We start from the raw sequence: 22584 nt of genomic DNA, 5'->3' as shown, positions 1-22584 counted from the left end.
ATTGAGGTATTCGGTGACATGCCCGAGGGCGTCTACTTCGGCGATGAGGTTGCCCATGTCGTCGTAGCGGGCTTGCCAGGTGCTGCCGTCGGGGTAGTCCACCTGCGTGACCAGCGGGGTCAGGTGGTGATAGCGGTATTTGATCGAGCGCCCGAGCGGGTCGGTCTCTTCGAGCAGGCGCGAGTATTCGTCGTACTTGAGGGTGATCCTGTTGCCGTCAGGTAACGTCAGGCCGGTCATGTTGCCCTTGTCATCGATGTCGATGACGTAGTGCTCGCCACCGAAGTCGCGACTGGCGATCACGCGGTGATCGGTGTTGTAGTGAATCTCGGCTTCGCGCCCGAGCACGTCGGTGACTCGTGTGGTGCGCGCCTTGATGTCGTAGCGGAAGTGGAAACGTTCGCCATCGCTGGTCCAGTGCTCCACTACCCGGTGCTGGCCGTCGATGGATTCCCAGCGGTAGTTGCAGGTCAGGCCCAGGGCGTTGCTGTGGCTGGCCATTACCCCGTCGATGTAGCTGAAGCGGCGCACGGAATCGCCGTTGCGGTTGATCACCTCGGCGAGTTGGCCATTGTCGTCATAGCGATACTGCACCAGGGTTTCAACGGCTTCGTTGTCGACCACGCGCCTGACGTCGGTCAGGCGGCCCAGCGGGTTGTCGTAATGCAGGTGCACGCGCACGCCACCGGTGGCGCTGATGTCGGTGAGCGAACCTTGGGCGGTGCGGGTGAAATGCAGGAAGTGGCCCAGGGCGTTTTCGATGCGTTGCAGCGGCACCGGGTTGTTGTCGTCCGCGACTTCGCCGAAGTAGAAAAAGGTGTTGTCGAGGGTTTGCAGCAGGTAGTGGCCGCCTTCGGTGCAGACCAGATAGACCTGTTCATGGGGGTTGTAGATGCGCTCCCCCGGTTGCACGTCCACGAATGGAACGCTGCGCCCCTGATTGTCGGTGAGATAAACGAAGGCGCCACTGCGACGCAGGCTTTGCTCCCAGGGCAGGACCCAGCCCTTGCCGAGCACGCTGTCGACGCTCAGGTCGCTGGCATAAAACCGCGACCATTGGATCGGCATCAGGCCCGGCAAACTGAAGTCGGTTTCGTCGGTTATGACCTTGCGGCCGGTGGTGGCGTCGACGGGGTTGCCGATCAGGCCACCCACCGCTCGCTCGATGGCCGGCCCCACGACATAACGTGAGGCCACCTCACCGGCGACAAACCCGGCGGTGAATTTCAGTGCGCAAGGCATGATGGCTTTCATGCCGGCCTGGGTCCCGGCCTTGATCAATTGGGCGATACCACCCGCTGCGCCGGCGACCGCCATGAGGATGTCGACCGTGGTCCGCAACCAACCCGGGATCTCGTCGTCCACCGGCAGGTAGCGATGGGTACCGCCACCGATGAAGACATTGTCCGAGCCGCTGGAGAGTGTCGCGCCGCAAGTCATCTTGTCGCCCTTGCGGGCGGCCGCCGTGCCGTTGATGAAGACGTTGGTCGAGCCTTCGGCGACCTTCACCGGGCCGGGATGCTTGTCGCAGGCTCCCGTGCTTTTTTCGACATGGGCGGCCTTGCGGCTATTGATGAACACGTTGGGCGACGCGGTGACGATGGTCCCCGCGGGTGAAGAAAACATACTGCCGATTTTCTCCCCGGCCGCGGTGAGCAGGCTACCTCCGACGCCTGCGACCAAACCCGCCAACAAAGCCACGCCAAACCCACAGGTGAACGTCGCGATCGCCACCGTGGCGACCAGCGCAATGCCGAGCGCTGCGCCGATGAGAAACCCACCCAGGGCGCTGGTGTGCGACAGTTCATCGCCAAACCTTGCGGCTTCAAACATGACCGTTACTCCTGTGTGCTGGAGTCGGTCTTGGTGCCGCCGGGCTGGCGAGGCTGAAAGCTGGCCAGCAGGTCATTCCAGTTCTGATTCTGCTCGCTGCTGAAATCAGCCTGGGCTGTGGTGGAAAAAATCAGCGCGCGTCCAGGCTCGATCAGGAACGCCGCCTGGCGCTGGTAGAAAGGTCGGCCATCGGTCATGTAATACGCATCGATCTGCACGCCGTCGATCGGTGCCGACGTCGACAGCGCAACGGCCTTCTTGCCCAACAGCGTATAGCCACGCAGCTTGGACGCGAGCATCTTGACCTGACGCTCGACGTAGGCCTTGAGCGCCTCACCGGGCAGCAATGTGTCTCGGGAAACGGTGATGCTCAACGGTGCCGGAATGCTTGCCCCCAGCACGAACATGTTCACCGTGCGGTCCTGGAACCCTTGCGGCAGCGCGATGCTGCCTTCCTGCAACTCATAATCCATTCTGGGTAACTTCCTTGAATCAAAAAAATGTGGCGTTCAGCGCACGGCAAGGCCGTCGAGCATGCCGTCAAAATCAACCAGCCAGAGACTGAGAGCGGGCCGGGCCGGATCGATCTCGCAAGCGATACTCAGCCACTGGCCATCGTCACGCCCGGCGACGGGCACCAGGGCACCCACCAGGCGCGCGTGACGATCGGCATGACCGCACTTGAAATGCAGATCCACCGACTTCGCCGCACTGCCGGCCAAGCTGACATCGCGCTGGCGGATGATGCGCACGTCCGGGTGCTCCCGGCGAAACGCCTGCACCGAGGCTTCGAATAACTGATCCAGCGTCTGTCCCTGTTGCACGTCACGACGCTTGATCGTCAGGCTGATCGGCTCGCCCTGGTGCTCGAGGGTGGTCTGGACCTCACGGAAATTGAAGCCCGCCGGAAAAGCCAGGTTGAAACCCCCGAAGGAGAAACTGCTGGGCGTGTCTTGCAGCGCCAACACAGGCTCGGGCTCGAGTTCCGGCTCGGGCTCAGGCTGCACGAGGAGCGCGTTCTGTTGAGCCAGGCGTTCGGCTTCCTCCCGCGCAATACGCTTTTCGGAAATGCGATCGTAGAGACTGACCCTGGTCATGACACCGTTACCTCAGTCATTGACCCTGACCTCGGAACCGGTGATCTGGGTCGTGCCGGTGCTGGTGGTGGTGATCGCCTTGCCTTTGATCTCGATGCCGTCCGGCGTGAGGGTGATGCTGCTGTCCCCCACCTGGAGAATGATGTGCTGGTTGGCGCTGACCTGAATGAACTGGTTGTCGACCTGAATCGTCAGCGAGCCTTCCTGGATATTCATCACCGTGTCTTTCTTGATGGTTTCGGTGTGCGTGCCACCGACCGTGATCGTGCGGTTGCTGCCGACACTGTGGGTCTCGTCGACCTCGATCTCGGTGTCCATGTTGCGCTCGGCATGCATGATGATCTGCTCGGCGCCGGACTTGTCTTCGAAGCGGAAGAAGTTCGCCGTACCGCCGTCGCCCTTCATCGACCGCGTCAGGAACCCGCTCTGGGTCTTGTTTGCCGGCAACGACCACGGCGGGGTGTTCTGGCTGTTGTAGAGGCTGCCCATGACCAATGGGCGGTCGGGGTTGCCATCGAGGAACACCACCACGACTTCATCGCCCACACGGGGAATCTGGATGCTGCCGAAACCGCCGCTGGCGCCGGCCTGGGCAACGCGGACCCAGCAGGAGCTCTTGTCGTTGTGCTCGCCCTTGCGGTCCCAGTGGAACTGCACCTTCACGCGGCCGAGTTCGTCGGTGAATATTTCCTCCCCCGGCGGGCCGACGATGATCGCGGTTTGCGGGCCGGAGATGGTCGGTCGCGGGGTGGTGAGTTGAGGGCGGAAGACGATCTTTTTGCGCACGCAGGAGAAGGTGTTGTAGTAGCTCGCCTGCTGCCCGCTAAGGTAGTTGTTGTGGCCTTCGCTCTCGACGCTCATCAGCAGGAACTGACGATCATCGGCGGGGCCTTGATCGTGATCGTAATGCTGCAGCAGTTCGAAGGTGTAGCCGGGTTTCATCGCGCGGCAGTTGCTGGCGCCATGAAAACTCTTGCCCTTGAGTTCAAGCGCTTCGACCCGCAACCGCAGCAGCGCTTCACCTTCGTCGTAGGTGCCGTGGGTGTATTGGCCGGGGAAGTCGTAGATTTCAAACTCGTCGACATCGCCCTGCTTGTTCAGGCTCTTCATGGCGACCGGCAAGCGATTGGACGGCTGTCGATAATCGAAGGTCTGGACCGCGATTTTCCCCGATTGCAACTGGCGGTTGCCGCTCCATTGGGTAATGGAGTCGGCGGTCTCGGTGACCGATGCCGTGTGGAAGCGGATCTGCGGTTGTTTAGGCAACGGCACCAGCGTGCTGGAGTCGTCGCAGATGATCATGGTGTGGCCTTCGGCGGTGTGCTCGAAGTAGTAGAACATCCCCTCTTCTTCCAGCAGGCGCTGGACAAAATTGAAGTCCGATTCACGGTACTGGGTGATGTAGGTGTAATGCTTGAGCGGCTTGCTCAGGCGGAATTCGTGCCGGGAAAACGCGGTGCACAGGGCAAACACCTGGGTGACGACATCCTCGACTGTGCAACCCTGGAAAATGCGCGTGTCGAAGCGGTTCTTCAGCATGGAGAACCAGGGGTTCAGCGTCGCCGTATAGCGGGCCATGCCGCCGTCGCTGCCGATGCTGGCAAACCGCGTCAGGTAGCCTGCCAGGTAGCGAGGCGTGGCGTCTGCCAGTTCGATTTCCAGGACCACGTGCTGGCCCATCATCGACTTCAACTCGACGCCGGAGTCCTGGCACACCAGCAGCAATTCAAAGTTGTACGCGCGGGACAGACCTTCGGTCCCCTTGAAGGACTCAAGCAACAATTGCTGTTCGGGGTTGGCGAAGTTCTTGAACTTGAACAGGCGCCGATTCTGCGGGGAAAGCATTGCGGCAAGGTCCATCAACATGTGTATCTCCTTGAAAACAGTGGAAAGCTACCGCCCTCTCTCAACCACTGCGCACGAATCAGATAAAAGGGTCAAAACCCTGTTTGCCGCAACTATGAATTCTTGATTTTCATCGATTTTTTTAAACACCGAATGAAATCCCTTACACACCATTGTGCGTCAGGAACTGCGACCGCAAGGCAGTATGAAAGTGCCATTACCCGGCGAAATAATTGAGAAATTTGTCACACTTTTACGAATATCACAGGTACTCGAACGCGGGAAGGAGACACGCATGTCATGCGCCCTGTCAAGTCGCAGGCAGTGCATGCGGGCGCTTCCACGCGCTTCGAACTCAGCTCCGGATAATCCTGAAAAATAATTATCGCCACGCTGGCCAACCAGAAACGCCGATATATCAAGGACAAACGGGAAGTTAAGCGCTGTCAATTAGCGGCTAATGCCTTATTGCCATCATTGCCGAATGTAACGCGAATAACAAAAAATGGGATCCATGTTGAAACTTTCAACTCGCCCCGCAGCCGGAAGTGCGGCCCATTGCCATCACTCAGGCAATGCTGTGAAGTCGGATAATCGACAGTTTCACTGCAGCAACAAGGAAGCGCCTTTCCCCCAAGGACAGTGATGAGTAAATGGATCTTTTAGCCAACGTGCCCAGCTGGGCCGATGTCGAACGCAACCTCGACCAGAAATTCAGCGAGCTGAACCAGGGCGTCAACGACGGCCTGCAGAGCGTTCACGACAACTGGAACGGCTTCACCCGGCGTGTCAGCAATGGCGCGAGCCAGGCCTATGGCTACATGGGCGGTCATCGCATCGATGCTGTGCATCAGGCGATGACCCTCTCCTACCCGATCATCCAGATGGACCTCAAGCGCAAGTGGGCCTCGATTGAAATCGAGCAGATCCTGCCGGTGCTGCTGCAACTGGTCAAAGAAGTCTCGATGATTCTCGGCGGCAGCGTGGCGATCGGCACCGTGGCCGGCGGCGCAGCGGGGGCCTTCGCATTTGGCGTCGGCGCTGGCCCTGGAGCAATGGTGGGTGGCGGAATCGGGTTACAAGTCGGCAACCTGATTCTCATGGCCCTGGGCCTGTCCGCCATCGCCGAATATTTTTACCAGGGCCTGCCCGCCTGCCTCTCGACCTTGCAGGAAGGCATCGCCACGGCCTGGCACGCCGAAGAAGGCCTCAAGCCGTCCGGCCTCGACCCCAGCGGCGGCTCCGCTGCACTGGTACAGGAGCGCGTCGAACGCGCGGCACGACAACTGGCTCGCGGGCAGGAGCAGCTTGTACTCCTGCTGCTCACCGCCATCGTCACCTACCTGACCCGGGGCCAGATGAAAGCCGGTGTGATGAACAGCATGGAAAGCATCGCGACCCGTAGCGCGAAGCTACAGGCGGAGATATCGAACAAGCAGTTGGCGGGTTGGCTGGCAAGGAATGAGCAGAAGTTGCTGGCTCGGGATGAGTTGCGGGTGAGGGAGCCGGCGCCTTTGGTCAAGGCTGAGCCAATAATGGATACTCCTTTTACCACTGCTCCAAAAACCAGCCAGATCCCTGAAAAAAAAGTCGATACATACCTCGGACAACTACGAAAATACTGGTCCAAGCCTCCCGTTGACTTTGAAGGCAACAAAGTGTTTCAGAGAGATGATCTGTTTGACCCAGATTTGATGACCACCTGGAGAGAGCGCGGAAAACTTGTGTCCGGTACCAATCTTGAGCGCATGGCAAGCGGACGAGCACCTATAGGCATCGATGGGAAATCAATCAACCTTCATCACATGATACAGACTCAAAACGGGGCAATAGCTGAGCTCACTCAAACATTCCATCAAAAATTTAGTTCTGTTATACATATAAACCCGAATACAATACCCTCTGGGATCGACAGATCTCTGTTTGATCGATGGAAAAGCGACTACTGGAACAATCGAGCACTAACCTACGCGAAAGGCAATTGAAAAACATGACACTCTCTCAGCTGGAAGACCTGATTAAAAAACATCCGGATATTGCTGCATTTGGATCCCCCGCTGACGCAGTGACTGATGATTGGTTAGTAAAGGCCGAGCAAAGAATCTGCCATAAACTACCTACGTCCTACAAATGGTTCCTTCAGAACTATGCAGGGGGAGAAGTCGGATCGGAGGAAATATATAGCATCTATGGAATGGACTTCGACGACATCAATGGTGGCGATATAGTTTTTCAGCACATTAATGGCCTCAAACATAAATCAACAACCGCAAAAAAAGTAGTTATCAGCGAAACCGACTTTGGCGAGGTTTTTTTCTTCGATTACGACACATATAACGGCGAGGAATGTCAGATCTTCGTTAGAATCCCTTCAGGGGAAAATTTATTGTACGCGAACAATTTTTACGAGTATCTCGCCAAGAGAATTAAAGCGCACTTGCCATAAGAGCACCTTTCTTCGGAGCGCTCCGCCAAGTGAAAAATTATCGAACTCAGTCAACACAAGCACAGCATGGAGCTAACAACGCCACTTGAGCATGTCGAAAAAACGATCATGCTCACAACTGATAGGCGTTAGATGCCCACAGCTCTCGGTCTATACAACATTACTCACCTGAGTGAGTTGAGTGTACAAAAGCGCATGACAAACTCAAACCTGACAGAACTGCTGATTACGTTCAAAGAAATCTTTCACAGTGAGAGCTGCTAGAACTTTGATTCAGGAATAAACACGATAATCCGCCTACTGTCCGTTGACCCTTTACCGGACAGTAATGAATGGGCACAAGCGACTTCAATGTATAGAACAATGGCAGGCAGTAAATCAGGTTTCTCCGACGTCTACATTGATCGAGGTACCGCGGAGCAGCGAATCGCAGCTAACGCAAGACTAGATACAATTCGACAGATGTTGTGGGACGCATTTGAACGAGTCTGAACTCAGATACATCGTGACAGATCATTGCCTGGTGCCAAGATGTTAAAAAACCTTATTGATCTCAGAAGCTCAAACGAAGCGCTCACCCAATACACCGAGCGTTACGACCACCTGCTCCCGCCGCCCTCTCCTCAACTACGTCAGCGCATGGATCCTATATTGCAGCCGGACGCACCCAGATTTCCGGTCAGGAAGCCAGAGTGGCTGACCTCAAGGCCTTGCACCGTCACTCAGGAGCAGGCGCTGGACCGCGCAAAGGGCAGCCTGCTGGGGCTCGCGATTGGCGACGCCGTGGGTACAACGCTCGAGTTTCTGCCCCGTGATCGTGAACATGTCAGTGACATGGTTGGCGGTGGCCCTTTCAAGCTGAAACCGGGAGAGTGGACTGACGATACGAGCATGGCACTGGCTCTCGCAGACACCTACGTGGCAAACAAGGAATTCGATTTCCGCGACTACACGCAGAGGCTTTGTCGCTGGTATAAAAATGGCGAAAACAGCCATAACGGAAAGTGCTTTGACATTGGCAACGCCACTCGTACCGCGCTTGAAGGTCGATTGGCGCAGGGCGTCGACTGGTACGGCAACGATCATCCATCCACAGCCGGCAACGGGTCGATCATCAGGCTGGCACCGACCGCCATTTACCGTCGCCACTCCTTGTCCGGTACCTGGCGGGAAAGCGCGGCACAAAGTCGTTGCACTCACAGGGCAGCAGAAGCCGTAAATTGCTGCGAACTGCTCGGCGCTCAACTGCACCTGGCCCTCAATGGCGCGGACAAGGAGGAAGCCTTGTCGTCAATGGTTCGCGCGTTATATCCCCGCCCCTTGATCATCAACGCTGGCGAATACAAACAAAAAACCCGCGATCAGATCCGCTCCTCCGGCTATGTTATCGATACGCTGGAAGCCGCTCTGTGGGCGGTCTGGAACACCGACAACTTCAAGGATGCAATCCTGTTGGCGGCCAATCTGGCGGACGACGCCGACAGCGTGGCAGCTACCGCCGGCCAGATAGCCGGGGCACTGTACGGGGTGACGGGCATGCCTGAAGAATGGGTCAAAACGGTCGCCTGGTCAGAACACATTCAAGACCTGGCGCAAAAGCTATTCGAAAGCGCCCCACTCCATGACGAGATGGACGTAGTGATTTATGGGAATCGTTGAAACGACACGGATAAATACCCCAGCCACCAGATCAAGGACACGATGAAATTCAGTGACGTATTCACGTGCCGTGAACACATGTTTGCCTTAGGCGTCGAGGAGACTACAGGTCGCCTTTACCTGTCGATTCCGGTCAGCAACGGCATGGTCGACTACGAGGAGTATTACCAAATTGACCGGGCACGCTTCGATCTTTTCCAAACGGATCTTGATACAGCCCTGGCGTTTGCCATGAGATGTCGCCGCAGAGAGCTGGATGATCTGCTGATTGTGCAACCGGGGGCCAATAGAGGAACGGCTATCTAAGGCAAGCTCGTCACTTCGTCCCCGTGGACCGCTGCCCTCAAAATCAAAACCCTTGAACGGCTACCCCCATGTCAAAACTACTGCATCGTTTGAAAACCCTTTTCGGACAAAAGACCGCTCCTCCACCCGCCTCCACCGAGCAGGTTGTCGATGCAGCCCCCCAGACCGAAGTGGACAAGCCACTTTCCCGAGTGGAAAGGAACCTGTCCTGGCTACCGATCAATCGTGAGCCAGAAGTGTTTGTCCCGCTGATGCCCCCGGCCTGCCCGGACCTGACGCTTGTGGATGCCCTCCTGTTGCAGCGTTATCGGGTTTTCGTCATAGCGAATGACCCGGCCGACCGGACATCAGAGACTACGATAAACCGCGATTACGCCAGCCAACTGGCGAGTGACTTGTACGGCAAAGCGACAGATCTTGGTTATTGTCGAGGCACTGAGTCCTCGTTCGAGATCTATTGGCTCACGCAATGTGCGGCGATTGTTTCGCTGCTGTCCCATGGACCAGAATCAGAACAATTCCTGACCTATAGAAAACGCGTTGGTTATGATCGAGACTCTGCCCAGACCGGTGAGCAGGTTCGAATGTTTGATGAGTACGTAGCGTCGCGCAGCTATCAAACCGCTGGAGCCGGGAAGGACCGTCTTCTGAAAACGCCGACAACTGCCCTCGACTACATTGACAATGCGATAACCATCACCGCCCTGAGGTACAACGGCTGTCCAGAGTTCCAGATTTACTCAAGCTCGCTGATCCAATTGCAATTCATCAAAAACGTGTTGCTGGGCGTTGAAAAAGATAAAGCCCGGTTGCACCAATTGACCATCGGCGTTTGGGCCAGCAAAGAGTTTGAAGCCGACGATCCTGAACTTGCTGGCGTACTGGGGGATGCCTTCTACATAGGCATTCAGATCGCACGCGGCCTGAAGATTCAGCTGCCTAACGGGTTGCCACCGGAAAGTCTTCCTCGCACATGAAATTGCTGCGACTTCAGGGATAATGCTAGAGATAACGTCATGACCGAAACCTGGTACCACGTTGACAACGGCACCCTTTGGATAGCAGATCAATCCATTCACCTGCCTCACCCGGTCAAAGTCGCCTTGCAGCATGACGACAGGCTCGCGGTCCTGATCGAGTCCCCTTCAAATGTCATTTTCAACAAAAACATCCTTGCACTATCGAGGCATGGAAAGGTGGTTTGGTTCATCCAGGAAAGTCCCCACGGCACGCAAGCAGACAAGCCCTACATGAGTCTTCAGTGCGACAAAAACGGGGCGTTGATCGTTGGTAACTGGAATGGCCTCAGTTACTCGGTCGATTGGCACAATGGTTCCGTCAGCGTTGTGAACTTTGAGAAGTGATAAACCGAAAGCACGAAGGCTCAGGACTGTAGCCATGAAAGACCTCCACAATATCTCCTCGAACATCGCCCGAACGGCAGAACTGCTGAGGACATTCGGCCACCCGCAATGGGCGGACAGACTCGAGGAGTGCAGCCCTGCGCTGCCCCGGGATACGACGTACGCATTGTCTCGATTGATGTCGCTGTACGGCGGCATGGGCTCGATCAACGACGTTGTTCTGTATGAGAACGCAAAGCCCTTGCTGGACGAAAACAACGAACTGCAAAGGCTGCTATCAGACCTTCATCAGCTTTGCGCAGGGCGCCATTGAATCCGGCGCCCCACGCTTGCCAATGCTGAAAGCCTTCAGGCCTGCTCGAATCGCTGCTGCAGCAAGTGCCGCGCAGTGCCTGCATTCAGGTAGGTGCCAATCAGGTCCGCCAACTCCTGGTCCTTGAGTTTTTTGTCGTCGCGGCAGATTTGCAGCAAGTGCAGCTGGACCCAGCGCTTTTTCCTGTTGAGTTTCGCATCCGGCGAAAAGAACGAACGCGAGGCCAACTCAGGCATCGGGGCGTCGTCTTCCAGCAATAGATTCAAGTGCACCCCTTGGCCCACTTGCAGACCAAAATCGGCGACGTGCCGGATCGGCAATGGCGCCTTGAAGTTGGCGAATACGAAGTGCTCGGGCGTCAGCAACAACGCGGTCTTGTTCGCCCGCGTGAGCATGCGCAAGGAGAGCGGCAGCAGGAACGCCATGCAGATCAAGAGCAGAATGCCAACCAACTTCATTGTGGCATTCGCATCCACGAAAACCTGCGGCAGCAGGTACGGCAGGATCAGCAGGCCCAGACCCAACAGCATGAAGAACGAGAAGCAACCCAGGGTAATCCACCCGCGCAATCGTGCGCCTTCATGCAGTCGGACTTCCTCCGTGGCATTGCCGGCATGGCTACGCAACTCCTGCACAACCGCCGCATCCTGCTCCACGTAATGGCCGAGAAAGTCCTCGGTAATGCGCGCACGCAATGCCTGGGGGTCGGCGAAATAGTGATCCATCGCGGCGCAGGCTTGTGCCGCGTTGATCGGGCGGGTGCCGCGGCTGACGGCCTCTTCGACCGTGACTTGCAGGGACGCCAGCCGCTCAAGATTGGAGGGATGGGTGTCCGATGGATGCGGCAGGCTGGCTGCCATTTCCTCCTCGGGCAGGGTCAGCGGCTGCGCGGCCAATTCCTGCACGACGCTGATTGGCAAGTCGTGGGGCGGGACGTACCCGGCACCCGGGTTGGTCGCTTGCGACACACGGGTAAATACACACTGTTGCAACAACGGGTCGATGGCCGAAATACGCACCAGCGCCGACGCGATGGCAATGTTCCCCGCCAACTGCGCGCCCGCCGCGTCCGCCGCCAGTTCCCGCACGCGGCTCCAATGGTTCACCGCGTGATCGAAACGCTCCATGAAATACTCACCGAGCATGAACGCCGGCCACAGCGTCGTGCGTTGCAGCACATCGCTTTGCAGCATGGTTTCGGCAATCACGCCGAGACTGCGGCCGATACCCTCGTAGATCGGTACGAAACGCAGGCTGTACTCGGTATCGGCACCGGCGAAGTGGGCCAGTTCGTGACCGATGACCGCGCCGGTTTCCGCCGAATCGAGCAGGCCCAGGTACAGCATCGGCACGTGCAGGGTGCGGCCCTTGAGCGCGGTGCCTGACGGCAGCAGGTTGACGTCGCTGGAGGTGACGTAAAAGCCTTCGGTCATGCCCAACACGATGTGCTCGGGTGCCAGCGCACCGAGTTGATCCGCCAGCTCGCGAACACGGGCCCACAGCGCAGGCGCCTGCTCCGGTGTGACAACTTGGCCGAGAACGCTCATCGGCGTGGACTGGAACATGTGCAGCATGACCGGCAGCTGTTTGCCCATCTGCCAGATCGAATACAGGAAACCGAGCATCAGCATCAGCACGACGAGCATCAGCTTGAATTCACCGGTGCTCATGTTCCCCATGTGCCACAGCCCCAGGCCTTCGAAACCGAGGATGGCCGCCACCGCTGCGCCCATGGCGACGATGTGCCCCACCAGCAGGTACGGCAACAGACGGCTCACCCGGCTGAAGGTGTGCAGCAATCGTTCACGGGAATGACTCGCGCGGGCGCCGGCCCAACGCAAACCCAGCAGCCCCAGCACGCCGACCAGCGAGGCCAGCAGGCCGAGGGCGATGGCGCCCTTGGCCAGGTTGTTCATCACGCCAGCCACCGGTTGCACGATGGTCAGTTCGTGTTCGGCCTGGGTAACCCGCGATAACGCCTCGTGGACACCCATGCGTTCGCCGTTGATATCGACCTTGGCCGAGCGTGAGAACGGCTTGGCAACCATCGCTTCGATTTCGACATGCATCTCGCTCAGTTCGGCCTTGATATCAGCGAACTCCTTGATGCTCTCGGTGCTGCGGTGTAACTCCCAGACACCAAACAAGCCAAGGAAAAGCGGCAGGAGAATCAGCACGGCAATGAGTTTCAACGTTCTCATGAGACAGGGCCTCAATAGTCGCGTCGCCTTGTATCCGTGGCGAGCATAAATTCCATTTAACGAAGGCCCGAAAGCCCTCACGCTAATGCACGGCCGACACATGAAAGTTGTGAGACGCAGTCGTACCTGGCGCGTTATACAGAAATAACGGCGATATGTAACTCCGTATTGCCCGAACACTCGTTCAACAGCGCAAGGTCGCCTTGTATATCCACGGATATCTCGGGGTGCCATCACTTCGTGCCAGTAATATGACACTTATCCTCCAATTTTTTCCTTACCGGATAATCAAGCGGGCATTAGGTGAACCGGTTCACCTTTTTTCAATTTTTTTTAGTTAAAAATTGGATCCATTTTCTTACGGAAACCATTGAATCCATTGGGTTTCAGGCACTTGAGCCATGGACATCCGGCAAATAGTGGCAAGCAGACATCATTGCGGCAGGTCACAAAAAAAAGAAAAAATCCGCGCCTCGTAGGAACTTTCCTACACATCCCGTTGCCATACACGACGTTACTGGCAACTCGATATCCATATGCCAGCATCGCACTCCCAATGATTCCTGGCAGTGTGATTTCTTGATGTCAAACATCAGCGATCACAACTGTGAACTGGTCGAGAAATTAGTCACTGCGCCCGTACTCCCCTGTATATCCGGGTAGTCGTCGCGAAGTGTTCAAGGACGAAGTTACCGATGACTCAGACGTTTTTTGATGTTGAAGCATTGATCAAGCTGCGAAGCCAGACCCGGGCCATTTCTGACGCGCTCAAGGCGCAGGCTTCGGACTACCTGGCGACCCTGGCTTTGCTGATCCGTCCGCAGACGTTTTTCGGTGAATACCTGCAAGGTGCGCAGCGCAGCAGCGGTCGTGAGACCCAGCACCATTTCAAGGAACTCAAGGCGCTCTACGACCGCATCGGCTCGGCCGCTCCGTTCCAGCTGGTCAACGAACTCGAAGTGCCCCTCAACCTGCTCAGTACCACCCCGCAACTGTTTGCGCTGGAGTACGACAAGGTGCTGTCCCAAAGCGGCCAGTCCATTCGCATCACCAGCCCCGTGCGCTGGGTGGTCGGGTTCAGTTCGTTCGACCTGGCCCGTTTTCGCACCGTCATCAACGACCCCAATCGCAGCAGCGCCGAGCTGTACCGCTTCGTGGTGCATTACCTGGTGCTGTTCTACTGCCTGAGCAAGTCCCCCGGCATCAGCCGCTTGCTTGAAGGCCTGCGTTTTCCCGTCACCTTCGAACGCTTGAAAGACTTCGGCGACCTGCCCTTCTGCGTCATCAGCTCGCCGGTGCGCTCGCAGTTGCCCGACGAGGCGGTGATCCGCAGCAGCACCCAGATCGCCGGCAACACCAGCTTCGAAGAATTGGTGGGACACGAAAACATCATGGAAATGAACGATGAAATTCGTCAGCGCCTGCTGCTGACGATCGAAGGAATGTAACGCGCTCGGCCACCCATTGAACCGACACGCAAACGACTTGCAGCGAATTGTTCGCACAGGAGATCACGATGGCGAAGAAGGAAAGTACCCAGCACAAACTCGACCGCGTTCGCGCGCCTCGGGTCCATATCACCTACGACGTGGATATCGGTGACGCTCAGGAAAAGAAAGAGCTGCCCTTTGTCGTCGGTGTGCTGGGCGATTTCTCCGGTAACCCGCTGGAGCCGCTGCCGAAGCTCAAGGACCGCAAGTTCATTTTCATCGACCGCGACAACTTCAACGGCGTGCTCAAGGGCATCAAGCCGCGCCTGACCTACCGCGTCGACAACACCCTGGCCAAGAACGGCACGCAACTGGGGGTCGAGCTCAACTTCAACGCCCTCGAAGACTTCGAACCGCAGAACGTGGTCAAGCAGGTCGAGCCGCTGCGCAAGCTGCTGGAAGTGCGCAACAAGCTGGCGGACCTGCGCAACAAGATGGGCGGCAACGACAAGCTCGAAGAACTGCTGATGGACGTGCTGCAGAACACCGAGAAGTTGAAAACCCTGGGCAAGGAATTCGGCCGTGAAGCCGCCGTGCCAGCCACCGACGACAAAGCGTAGGAGCCTGACGATGAACGACAAGCAAACCGTGACTCAACAGGACAGCTCGCTGGTTGAAGTGGAAAGCTTCACCGCGCAATCCTCGTTGCTCGACAGCATCATTTCGCAAAGCCGCGTGGCCCGTTCCGAGACCGAACGGACCCGCACCCGCGACCTGATCGGTGAATTGGTCAACCAGATCCTGGAAGGCGAAATGACGCCGAGCAAGGATCTGATCGCCGTGCTCGATGCGCGCATCGCCGAGATCGACGCGATGCTCTCCGAGCAGATGAACGAGATCATGCACGCCAGTGAATTCCAGCAGCTGGAAGCATCCTGGCGCGGCCTGAAGTATCAGGTCGACCAGACCGAAACCAGCACCACGCTGAAGATCCACCTGCTCAATGCGTCGAAGAAAGACCTGGTGCGCGACCTCAAGGCCGCTTCCGAATTCGACCAGAGCGCGCTGTTCAAGAAGATCTACGAAGAAGAGTACGGCACCTTCGGTGGTGCACCGTTCGGCATGCTGCTGGGTGACTACGAGTTCAACCGCAGCCCGGAAGACATGTACCTGCTCGAAGAGATTTCCCACGTCGCTGCGGCTGCCCATGCGCCGTTCATTTCGGCGGCCTCGCCTGAGCTGTTCGGCTGGGATTCGTTTACCGACATGTCCGGCCCACGGGACCTGGCGAAGATTTTCGACACCGTCGAATACGCCAAGTGGAAGTCGTTCCGCGCCAGCGAAGACTCGCGTTACGTCGGCCTGACCCTGCCCCACGTGCTCGGTCGCCTGCCTTACGGCCCGGATACCACGCCGGTCGAGGAATTCAACTTCGTCGAAAGCGTCGATGGCCGCGACCACAACAAGTACCTGTGGATGAACGCCGCCTACGCGCTGGGCACCCGGGTCACCGATGCGTTTTCCCGCTACGGCTGGTGCGTGGCGATCCGTGGTGTCGAGGGTGGCGGTCTGGTGGAAGGCCTGCCAACGCATACGTTCAAGACCGATGACGGTGAAATCGCCCTCAAGTGCCCGACCGAAATCGCCATCACCGATCGCCGCGAGAAGGAGCTGTCGGACCTGGGCTTCATTCCGCTGGTGCACTGCAAAGGCACCGACTACGCGGCGTTCTTCGGCACTCAGTCGACGCAGAAGCAGAAGCAGTACAACACCGACATTGCCAACGCCAACGCCCGGCTTTCCGCGCAGTTGCAGTACATCTTCGCCACCTCGCGCATCGCCCACTACATGAAGGCGATCATGCGCGACAAGATCGGCAGCTTCGCTTCGCGCAAGGACGTCGAGCTGTTCCTCAACAAGTGGCTGTCGAGCTACGTGTTGCTGGACGATACCGCCAGCCAGGAAGCCAAGGCCAAGTTCCCGTTGCGCGAAGCCCGCGCCGAAGTGTTCGAAGTGCCGGGCAAGCCGGGGGTGTACAAGGCCGTGACCTACCTGCGCCCGCACTACCAACTGGACGAACTGACCGCTTCGTTGCGCCTGGTTGCCGAACTGCCGCAATCGACTCGCGCCTGATCGCCAACTTTGCCAGGGAGGCAACATGACCAGTCAACACAAGCTGTTGCCATCGCTGCTGGACCGATTGCTGGACGATCGTCCGCATCAGTCCATCGAAGCGTCATCGCAGCGCTTGTGTTCGCTGGCCGATTACAAGGCCAGCATCGTTCGCGACCTGGAAGTGCTGGTAAACACCCGCCAGTCCCTGATCGCCAACGAGCTGGAGGGTTTCGCCAACCTGAACGGCAGCATCCTCGACTATGGCATGCCGGACTTCACCAGTCGCAGCGTGCTTGATCCCAAGGATCGCCTGCTGATCCAGCGGCAATTGGAGAAGGCCATCACGGTCGGCGACCGGCGCTTTCGCAGCGTCAAGGTGCAACTGCTCGCCCAACAGACCGGCCAACGCATGCTGACCTTTCGCGTGGACGCGGTCCTGCGCCTGCAAGACGTCACCCGCCAGGTGTCCTTCGACGCGGTGCTGCAGGTCAACACCCAGGAATACAAAGTGCAGAACCTCAACTGATGCTCGACGATCTGCTGCCCTATTACGAAAAGGAACTGTCGCACCTGCGCTTTTTGGGCCAGGAATTCGCCAGCCAGTATCCGAAAATCGCTTCGCGGTTGCTCATCGAGGGCGATAACTGCGAAGACCCGCATACCGAGCGCCTGATCGAAGCGTTCTCGTTCCTCTCTGCACGCGTACACAAAAAACTCGACGACGAGCTGCCGGAAATCGTCGAGTCGTTTCTCGAGGTGCTGTACCCGCATTACCTGCGCCCTACCCCGTCGATGTCGATCGTCGAGTTCAACCTGGGCAAGCAGGAAAAAGTCACCGAAGCGTTCCGTGTGCCCCGGCATACCGAACTCAGTGCCAACCCGATCGATGGCGTGGTGTGTAAATTCCGCACCTGCTACCCGGTCGAGCTGTGGCCGGTGGCGGTGCAACAGGCCTCGTTCATCGAGATGGAACGCTCGGCATTCAACGGCCACAGCGCCGACCTGGTCGCACGCTTGCGCATCGGCCTGGTGGCGACCTCCGACGTGAAGTTCGGCAAGCTGGAACTGGACAGCCTGCGGTTCTTCCTCGACGGCGAAAGCACGTTGATGCTGCAACTGTACGAGCTGCTGTTCAACAACCTGGCCAAGGCCACGCTGACCTTCGACGATCAGGGGCGCAGCCGTGAGGTCGTGTTGCCGGCCAACGCGTTGAAAGCCGTCGGCTACAGCCTGGACGAAGGCCTGGTGGACTACTCCGAGCGTTCGTTCCTCGGCTATCGCCTGCTGCACGAATACTTCACCTTCCCCGACAAGTTCATGTTCTTCGACCTGTCGGGCTTTGCACGGATTCTGGCGGGCAAGGAGATCGAGAAAGTCGAGGTCAACTTCTACTTTTCCGACTACGACCTGAGCGACCGCCTCGCGCGCCTGACGCAGAACATCGGGCGCAATAACTTCAAGCTCAACTGCACGCCGATCATCAACCTGTTCCGCCAGCAGGCCGAGCCGATCAAGTTGACCCACGCCCAGCACGAGTACGCGGTGACGCCGGATGTGCGCCTGCAAGGCTCGGCCGAGGTGGTGTCCATCGACCGCGTACGACGGGTTCGCAAGGTCGGCGGTATCGATCAGGTCGGCACCTGTCATCCGTTTTTCGAACCCCGTGGCGATCAGGGCCCGGGGCAAAGTTTCTGGATGGCCCGGCGCCGTGCGGTACAGGGCGGCCAGCGCGATGGCTCGAACGTGTTTATCCGAATCGTGGATCGCGAGCTGGGCCTGATGGAGGCCAACAACGACGCGTTGAGCATCCGCCTGACCTGCAGCAACCGTGACCTGCCCCTGCTGTTGCCGTTCGGGGGTGAGCGTGGCGATTTCAATATCCCGGGCAACTCGGTGATCAAGGACATCCGCTGCCTGCGCAAGCCCACCGCCACCGCGCGCGTACCCTTGGGCAACGGCGTGATCTGGCGGCTGATTTCGCACCTGTCGCTCAACCACATGTCGCTGGTGTCCCGTGGGCGCGAGGTGCTGCTGGAGCTGTTGTCGCTCTACAACTACCGCAACGTGTCGGCGATCCGCAAACAGATCAACGGTATCGTCTCGGTGAGCAGTGAACCTGTGGTCGCACGCATTGGCCACCCACGGCCGAACTTCGTGCGCGGCGTCGGCATCACCCTCAATTTCGATGAAAGCCAATACACCGGCAGCGGTGTGTTCCTGTTCGGCATGGTGCTCGATCACTTCTTTGGTCAGTACTGCTCCATGAACAGCTTTACCCAATTAACCCTTCGCACCTTGCAGCGCGAAAAGAGAGTCGTCCAATGGCCACCGCGAACCGGCGATCAACCCCTGGTCTGATCGACCAGGCACGGGCTGAGCCGCACCGATTCGAGTTTTTCCAGTTGGTGCGCTTGCTTCGCCTGCATTACAGCAGGACCGGGCGCATGGACCTGCAGACCCGACCGCACGAAGACCCTTTGCGTTTTCGCTCGCAGCTGTCGCTCAACTTCCCGGCCAGTGAAGTCAGCGATCTGCAGTTCGAGCGTGAAGGCAAGGTGTCCGTGGCCGGCCTGCCGCTGTCCGAGATGCAAGTGACCTTCATGGGGCTGGTCGGGCCGTCGGGCGTATTGCCGCGCCCGTACACCGAGCTGTTGATCGAGCGGCACATCCAGTACCGGGATGACGCGGCCCACGCGTTCCTTGACATCTTTTCGCACCGCATGACCACGCTGTTCTACGAGGCCTGGCAAAAGTACAAGTTCTACATCGAGTACGAACGCAACGGCACCTCGGACTTCGATCGCTACCTGCTCAACCTGGTGGGTTTCGGCCCCGAGGCGCAGAAGCAGAAATTCGACAGACAAGGCTCGCCCCTGCGCCGGGAATTGTTCAGCTATTTCTCCGGACTGTTCGCGCAGAAACCGCGCAATGCGCTGAACCTGGAAGCGATGCTGTCTTTCTATTTTTCGCTGCCGTTCAAGGTCAAGCCGTTTGCCGGTCGCTGGCTGAAACTCGACGCCAGCCAGTGCACGCAGCTGGGGCGCAAGAACGCCGTGCTCGGGCAAAGCGCCGTCGCCGGTAACCGGGTCTGGGACTACCAGTCGTGCGTGCGCATCGAGTTGGGTCCACTGGAGCTGGCCGACTATCAACGTTTCCAGCCAGGCACCGAGGATTACCAAAAACTGGTGGAACTGGTGCGTTTCTACGTCGGTGCGGAACTCGACTTCCAGTTCGCACCCAAGCTCAAACCCAAGGCCGTACCGCTCGCCCGCCTGGGCACCGTTTCCCTGGGCCGGCTCGGCTGGCTCAAGCGACCGGGCGTCGATGTTGAACCTTCCCGCTGCGCCCTCTTCCACATTCCTTTTGATGGGGTCTCCCTGTGAACCTGAAGTCCCTGTTTGCCAAGCTCAACGACACCAGCCGTGCCGCCACCGAAAGCGCTGCGGCCCTGTGCCTGTCGGAACACCACTACGATGTCGAGATCGAGCACCTGTTGTTGCAGTTGCTCGACAGCCACGACAACGACCTGCCGGCCATCCTGCGTCATTACGACGTGGTGCCTGAGCGCTTGCAGGCGCAATTGGTGACGGCACTGGGGACGTTCAAGAAAGGCAATACGCGCACCCCGGCGCTGTCGCCGCACCTGACCCGCCTGATCGAACAGGCGTGGGTCCTGGCCTCCATCGAGTTCGGCCAGGCGCAGATCCGCACCGGCCATCTGTTGCAGGCCTTGCTCGATGACGACGAACTGCGCCGGGTGGTGATCGCGGGTGCGGCTGAGCTTGAGAAAATCAACGCCGACGATCTGCGCGTGAACCTCAACGCGTTGGTGGAAGGCAGCGCCGAATCGGCCCTGGCCAAACCGCCGAGTGATGTCGCCAGCACGGTCAAGGGCAATGGCAAGACACCGGGCCTGGACCAATACACCATCAACCTCACGCAAAGCGCTCGCGAAGGCCGGATCGACCCGGTGCTCGGTCGCGAGTTCGAAGTGCGGCAGATGGTCGACATCCTCACCCGCCGCCGCCAGAACAACCCGATCCTCACCGGTGAAGCCGGCGTCGGCAAGACCGCCGTGGTCGAAGGCCTGGCCCTGCGCATCATCCAGGGTGACGTGCCGTCGGTGCTCAAGGGCGTCGCCATCCACACCCTCGACCTGGGCTTGTTGCAGGCCGGTGCCGGGGTGAAGGGCGAGTTCGAAAACCGCCTCAAGTCGGTGATCGAAGAAACCAAGCGCAGCCTGCACCCGATCATCCTGTTCATCGACGAAGCGCACACCCTGATCGGTTCGGGCGGCCAGGCCGGGCAGAACGATGCCGCCAACCTGCTCAAGCCAGCCTTGGCCCGGGGCGAGCTGCGCACCATCGCGGCAACCACCTGGGCCGAGTACAAGAAATACTTCGAGAAGGATGCCGCCCTGGCCCGCCGCTTCCAGGTCGTGAAGGTCGAAGAGCCAGACGAAGACAAGGCGATCCACATGCTGCGCGGCTTGCTGGCCAAGATGCAGGAGCACCACAAGGTCACGGTGATGGACGAAGCGCTGGTGCAGGCCGTGCGCCTGTCCAATCGTTACATCACCGGGCGCCAACTGCCGGACAAGGCCGTCAGCGTGCTGGACACCGCCTGCGCCCGGGTCGCCCTGGGGCAATCGGCGCAGCCGGGGCCGCTGGAAGACTGCAAGCGCCAGATCGACAACCTGCAGGCGGAAATCTCGGTACTGCAGCAGGAAGCCGCCAAAGGCAGCGACCATGCCCGTCGCCTGGCCACCCTGAACGCCGAGTTGCTGACCGAACAGCAGACCCGCGATGCCCTCGAGCAACAGTGGCAACGCGAGCTGCAACTGGTGGAACAGCTCGGCGCCCTCAGCCACCCGGACAATCAGGCACCGGATGCACAAGAAATTGCCGCGGTGCGCGCCGAACTGGCCAGCGTCCAGGGTGAGCAACCCCTGGTGCATGCCCTGGTGGATGGCGGCACCATCGGCGAAGTGATTTCCGGCTGGACCGGCATCCCCCTGGGCAAGATGCTGCGCGACGAAATCGACACCGTGCAGCGCCTGCCTGCGCTGCTGGGCGAGCGGGTGCTCGGCCAGGACCACGCGCTGCAGGAAATCGGCAAGCGCATCAAGATTTCCCGCGCCCGCATGGAAGACCCGAACAAGCCCATCGGCGTGTTCCTGTTGCTCGGCCCGAGCGGCGTCGGCAAGACCGAAACCGCATTGGCCCTGGCCGACACCCTGTACGGCGGCGAGCGTAACCTGATCACCATCAACATGTCCGAGTACCAGGAAGCCCATACCGTCTCCAGCCTCAAGGGTTCGCCACCAGGTTACGTCGGTTATGGCGAGGGCGGCGTGCTGACCGAAGCCGTGCGACGCAAGCCCTACAGCGTGGTGCTGCTCGATGAAGCGGAAAAGGCCCACCCGGACGTGCTCGAACTGTTTTTCCAGGTATTCGACAAAGGCGTGCTGGACGACGGTGAAGGTCGCGAGATCAACTTCCGCAACACCGTGATCATCCTCACGTCCAACACCGGAACCGAGCGCATCATGCAGTGGTGCCTGAACGCCCAGCCGCAACCGCAGCCCGAAGAAATCGTTGAAGGCTTGCGTGACGAGCTGAACCAGGTGTTCAAGCCGGCCTTCCTCGGCCGCCTGACCATCGTCCCCTACTACCCGGTCCAGGACGCGATCCTGGAGCGCATCGTTTCGCTCAAGCTTGCGCGCATTCGCCAGCGTTTCGAGCGCAATCATCAGGCCGTCCTCGGTTATGACGAGGCGCTGGTAAAAGCCATTGCCTCGCGCTGCACCGAGGTCGACAGCGGCGCTCGCAACATCGACAACATTTTGTCCAAGACCCTGATGCCGGAACTGGCGCAGCGGGTCCTTGAGCGCATGGCGCAGGACAAACCGATCCAGAGTCTGAACATCGAGTTGGGCAGCGACGGCGATTTCGCCTATCGCCTGTGCTGACCGG

19 protein-coding genes are annotated in these 22584 nt (G+C 58.7%); 14 read left to right on the top strand and 5 right to left on the bottom strand.

Translation table 11 applies throughout. The features are described 5' to 3' along the window. The 4 genes from ACM6I6_RS13185 to tssI all read right to left on the bottom strand — a co-directional run. On the bottom strand, nucleotides 1-1833 hold a 1833-nt coding region (locus ACM6I6_RS13185), incomplete at its 3' end, for a DUF6531 domain-containing protein (protein WP_414920012.1). Nucleotides 1834-1838: 5 nt separating this feature from the next. After that, nucleotides 1839-2306, bottom strand: coding sequence for a DUF1795 domain-containing protein (locus tag ACM6I6_RS13180; RefSeq protein WP_323608982.1), 468 nt, complete (start codon nucleotides 2304-2306; stop codon nucleotides 1839-1841). 36 nt (nucleotides 2307-2342) lie between these two features. After that, nucleotides 2343-2930, bottom strand: coding sequence for a hypothetical protein (locus tag ACM6I6_RS13175; RefSeq protein WP_323608981.1), 588 nt, complete (start codon nucleotides 2928-2930; stop codon nucleotides 2343-2345). A 12-nt stretch (nucleotides 2931-2942) separates the two neighbouring features. Continuing rightward, entirely contained in the window at nucleotides 2943-4796 is a 1854-nt protein-coding gene (gene tssI, locus ACM6I6_RS13170; RefSeq protein WP_414920011.1) for a type VI secretion system tip protein TssI/VgrG, read from the bottom strand. A gap of 632 nt (nucleotides 4797-5428) precedes the next feature. On the opposite strand from tssI, the gene ACM6I6_RS13165 reads away from it, so the two are divergent. The 7 genes from ACM6I6_RS13165 to ACM6I6_RS13135 all read left to right on the top strand — a co-directional run bounded on the left by ACM6I6_RS13165 (nucleotide 5429) and on the right by ACM6I6_RS13135 (nucleotide 10863). Further along, the gene (locus tag ACM6I6_RS13165; RefSeq protein WP_274077518.1) at nucleotides 5429-6760 is read left to right on the top strand and encodes an HNH/ENDO VII family nuclease; all 1332 of its coding nucleotides are present in this window, start codon (nucleotides 5429-5431) and stop codon (nucleotides 6758-6760) included. 5 nt (nucleotides 6761-6765) lie between these two features. Beyond that, nucleotides 6766-7221 (top strand): SMI1/KNR4 family protein, encoded by a 456-nt coding sequence (locus tag ACM6I6_RS13160; RefSeq protein WP_408596957.1) that lies wholly within the window; start codon nucleotides 6766-6768, stop codon nucleotides 7219-7221. 531 nt (nucleotides 7222-7752) lie between these two features. Next, nucleotides 7753-8880, top strand: coding sequence for an ADP-ribosylarginine hydrolase Tri1 (gene tri1, locus ACM6I6_RS13155; RefSeq protein ID WP_414920010.1), 1128 nt, complete (start codon nucleotides 7753-7755; stop codon nucleotides 8878-8880). A gap of 42 nt (nucleotides 8881-8922) precedes the next feature. Then, nucleotides 8923-9186 (top strand): hypothetical protein, encoded by a 264-nt coding sequence (locus tag ACM6I6_RS13150; RefSeq protein WP_274077521.1) that lies wholly within the window; start codon nucleotides 8923-8925, stop codon nucleotides 9184-9186. A 68-nt stretch (nucleotides 9187-9254) separates the two neighbouring features. Continuing rightward, on the top strand, nucleotides 9255-10163 hold the full coding sequence (locus ACM6I6_RS13145) for an immunity protein Tsi6 family protein (RefSeq protein ID WP_323628522.1): 909 nt from the start codon (nucleotides 9255-9257) through the stop codon (nucleotides 10161-10163). Nucleotides 10164-10202: 39 nt separating this feature from the next. Then, nucleotides 10203-10550 (top strand): hypothetical protein, encoded by a 348-nt coding sequence (locus ACM6I6_RS13140; protein ID WP_274077522.1) that lies wholly within the window; start codon nucleotides 10203-10205, stop codon nucleotides 10548-10550. A gap of 34 nt (nucleotides 10551-10584) precedes the next feature. Next, nucleotides 10585-10863, top strand: coding sequence for a DUF6966 domain-containing protein (locus tag ACM6I6_RS13135; protein WP_414920009.1), 279 nt, complete (start codon nucleotides 10585-10587; stop codon nucleotides 10861-10863). A gap of 35 nt (nucleotides 10864-10898) precedes the next feature. On the opposite strand, the gene ACM6I6_RS13130 is transcribed toward ACM6I6_RS13135, so the two are convergent. Then, a complete protein-coding gene (locus ACM6I6_RS13130; RefSeq protein WP_414920008.1) occupies nucleotides 10899-13064 on the bottom strand; it encodes a M48 family metalloprotease in 2166 nt (721 codons plus the stop codon). 695 nt (nucleotides 13065-13759) lie between these two features. Here ACM6I6_RS13130 and ACM6I6_RS13125 point away from each other — a divergent pair. The 7 genes from ACM6I6_RS13125 (at nucleotide 13760) to tssH (ending at nucleotide 22580) form a co-directional block, all read left to right on the top strand. Next, entirely contained in the window at nucleotides 13760-14512 is a 753-nt protein-coding gene (locus ACM6I6_RS13125; protein ID WP_323608974.1) for a hypothetical protein, read from the top strand. A gap of 68 nt (nucleotides 14513-14580) precedes the next feature. Then, nucleotides 14581-15114, top strand: coding sequence for a type VI secretion system contractile sheath small subunit (gene tssB, locus ACM6I6_RS13120; protein ID WP_046820303.1), 534 nt, complete (start codon nucleotides 14581-14583; stop codon nucleotides 15112-15114). A gap of 10 nt (nucleotides 15115-15124) precedes the next feature. Further along, complete coding sequence (gene tssC, locus ACM6I6_RS13115; RefSeq protein WP_274077526.1) at nucleotides 15125-16627, top strand: type VI secretion system contractile sheath large subunit; 1503 nt, start codon at nucleotides 15125-15127, stop codon at nucleotides 16625-16627. A gap of 25 nt (nucleotides 16628-16652) precedes the next feature. Further along, nucleotides 16653-17135, top strand: a complete 483-nt coding sequence (tssE, locus tag ACM6I6_RS13110; protein ID WP_323608973.1) for a type VI secretion system baseplate subunit TssE — start codon at nucleotides 16653-16655, stop codon at nucleotides 17133-17135. After that, complete coding sequence (tssF, locus tag ACM6I6_RS13105; protein ID WP_414920007.1) at nucleotides 17135-18967, top strand: type VI secretion system baseplate subunit TssF; 1833 nt, start codon at nucleotides 17135-17137, stop codon at nucleotides 18965-18967. Before tssE ends, tssF begins: the two co-directional genes overlap by 1 nt. Further along, the gene (tssG, locus tag ACM6I6_RS13100; protein WP_414920006.1) at nucleotides 18931-19992 is read left to right on the top strand and encodes a type VI secretion system baseplate subunit TssG; all 1062 of its coding nucleotides are present in this window, start codon (nucleotides 18931-18933) and stop codon (nucleotides 19990-19992) included. The genes tssF and tssG overlap by 37 nt, the downstream gene beginning before the upstream one ends. Continuing rightward, nucleotides 19989-22580: a type VI secretion system ATPase TssH gene (gene tssH / locus ACM6I6_RS13095; protein ID WP_414920005.1), complete on the top strand. Its 2592-nt coding sequence runs from the start codon at nucleotides 19989-19991 to the stop codon at nucleotides 22578-22580. The genes tssG and tssH overlap by 4 nt, the downstream gene beginning before the upstream one ends. Nucleotides 22581-22584 lie beyond the last annotated feature (4 nt).

It is taken from the genome of Pseudomonas sp. IT-P218 (assembly GCF_949767605.1).
Classification (GTDB): domain Bacteria; phylum Pseudomonadota; class Gammaproteobacteria; order Pseudomonadales; family Pseudomonadaceae; genus Aquipseudomonas; species Aquipseudomonas putida_AE.
This window is presented reverse-complemented; position numbering and strand designations above follow the sequence as displayed.

Bases quoted from the DNA above. Each gene is read 5' to 3' on its own strand.
- ACM6I6_RS13125 (WP_323608974.1), top strand. From the start codon at position 13,760: ATGACTCAGACGTTTTTTGATGTTGAAGCATTGATCAAGCTGCGAAGC.
- ACM6I6_RS13130 (WP_414920008.1), bottom strand. From the start codon at position 13,064: ATGAGAACGTTGAAACTCATTGCCGTGCTGATTCTCCTGCCGCTTTTC.
- ACM6I6_RS13165 (WP_274077518.1), top strand. From the start codon at position 5,429: ATGGATCTTTTAGCCAACGTGCCCAGCTGGGCCGATGTCGAACGCAAC.
- ACM6I6_RS13180 (WP_323608982.1), bottom strand. From the start codon at position 2,306: ATGGATTATGAGTTGCAGGAAGGCAGCATCGCGCTGCCGCAAGGGTTC.
- tri1 (WP_414920010.1), top strand. From the start codon at position 7,753: ATGTTAAAAAACCTTATTGATCTCAGAAGCTCAAACGAAGCGCTCACC.
- ACM6I6_RS13160 (WP_408596957.1), top strand. From the start codon at position 6,766: ATGACACTCTCTCAGCTGGAAGACCTGATTAAAAAACATCCGGATATT.
- tssG (WP_414920006.1), top strand. From the start codon at position 18,931: ATGGCCACCGCGAACCGGCGATCAACCCCTGGTCTGATCGACCAGGCA.
- tssB (WP_046820303.1), top strand. From the start codon at position 14,581: ATGGCGAAGAAGGAAAGTACCCAGCACAAACTCGACCGCGTTCGCGCG.
- tssI (WP_414920011.1), bottom strand. From the start codon at position 4,796: ATGTTGATGGACCTTGCCGCAATGCTTTCCCCGCAGAATCGGCGCCTG.
- ACM6I6_RS13150 (WP_274077521.1), top strand. From the start codon at position 8,923: ATGAAATTCAGTGACGTATTCACGTGCCGTGAACACATGTTTGCCTTA.
- tssE (WP_323608973.1), top strand. From the start codon at position 16,653: ATGACCAGTCAACACAAGCTGTTGCCATCGCTGCTGGACCGATTGCTG.
- ACM6I6_RS13140 (WP_274077522.1), top strand. From the start codon at position 10,203: ATGACCGAAACCTGGTACCACGTTGACAACGGCACCCTTTGGATAGCA.
- ACM6I6_RS13145 (WP_323628522.1), top strand. From the start codon at position 9,255: ATGTCAAAACTACTGCATCGTTTGAAAACCCTTTTCGGACAAAAGACC.
- tssC (WP_274077526.1), top strand. From the start codon at position 15,125: ATGAACGACAAGCAAACCGTGACTCAACAGGACAGCTCGCTGGTTGAA.
- ACM6I6_RS13175 (WP_323608981.1), bottom strand. From the start codon at position 2,930: ATGACCAGGGTCAGTCTCTACGATCGCATTTCCGAAAAGCGTATTGCG.
- tssF (WP_414920007.1), top strand. From the start codon at position 17,135: ATGCTCGACGATCTGCTGCCCTATTACGAAAAGGAACTGTCGCACCTG.
- ACM6I6_RS13135 (WP_414920009.1), top strand. From the start codon at position 10,585: ATGAAAGACCTCCACAATATCTCCTCGAACATCGCCCGAACGGCAGAA.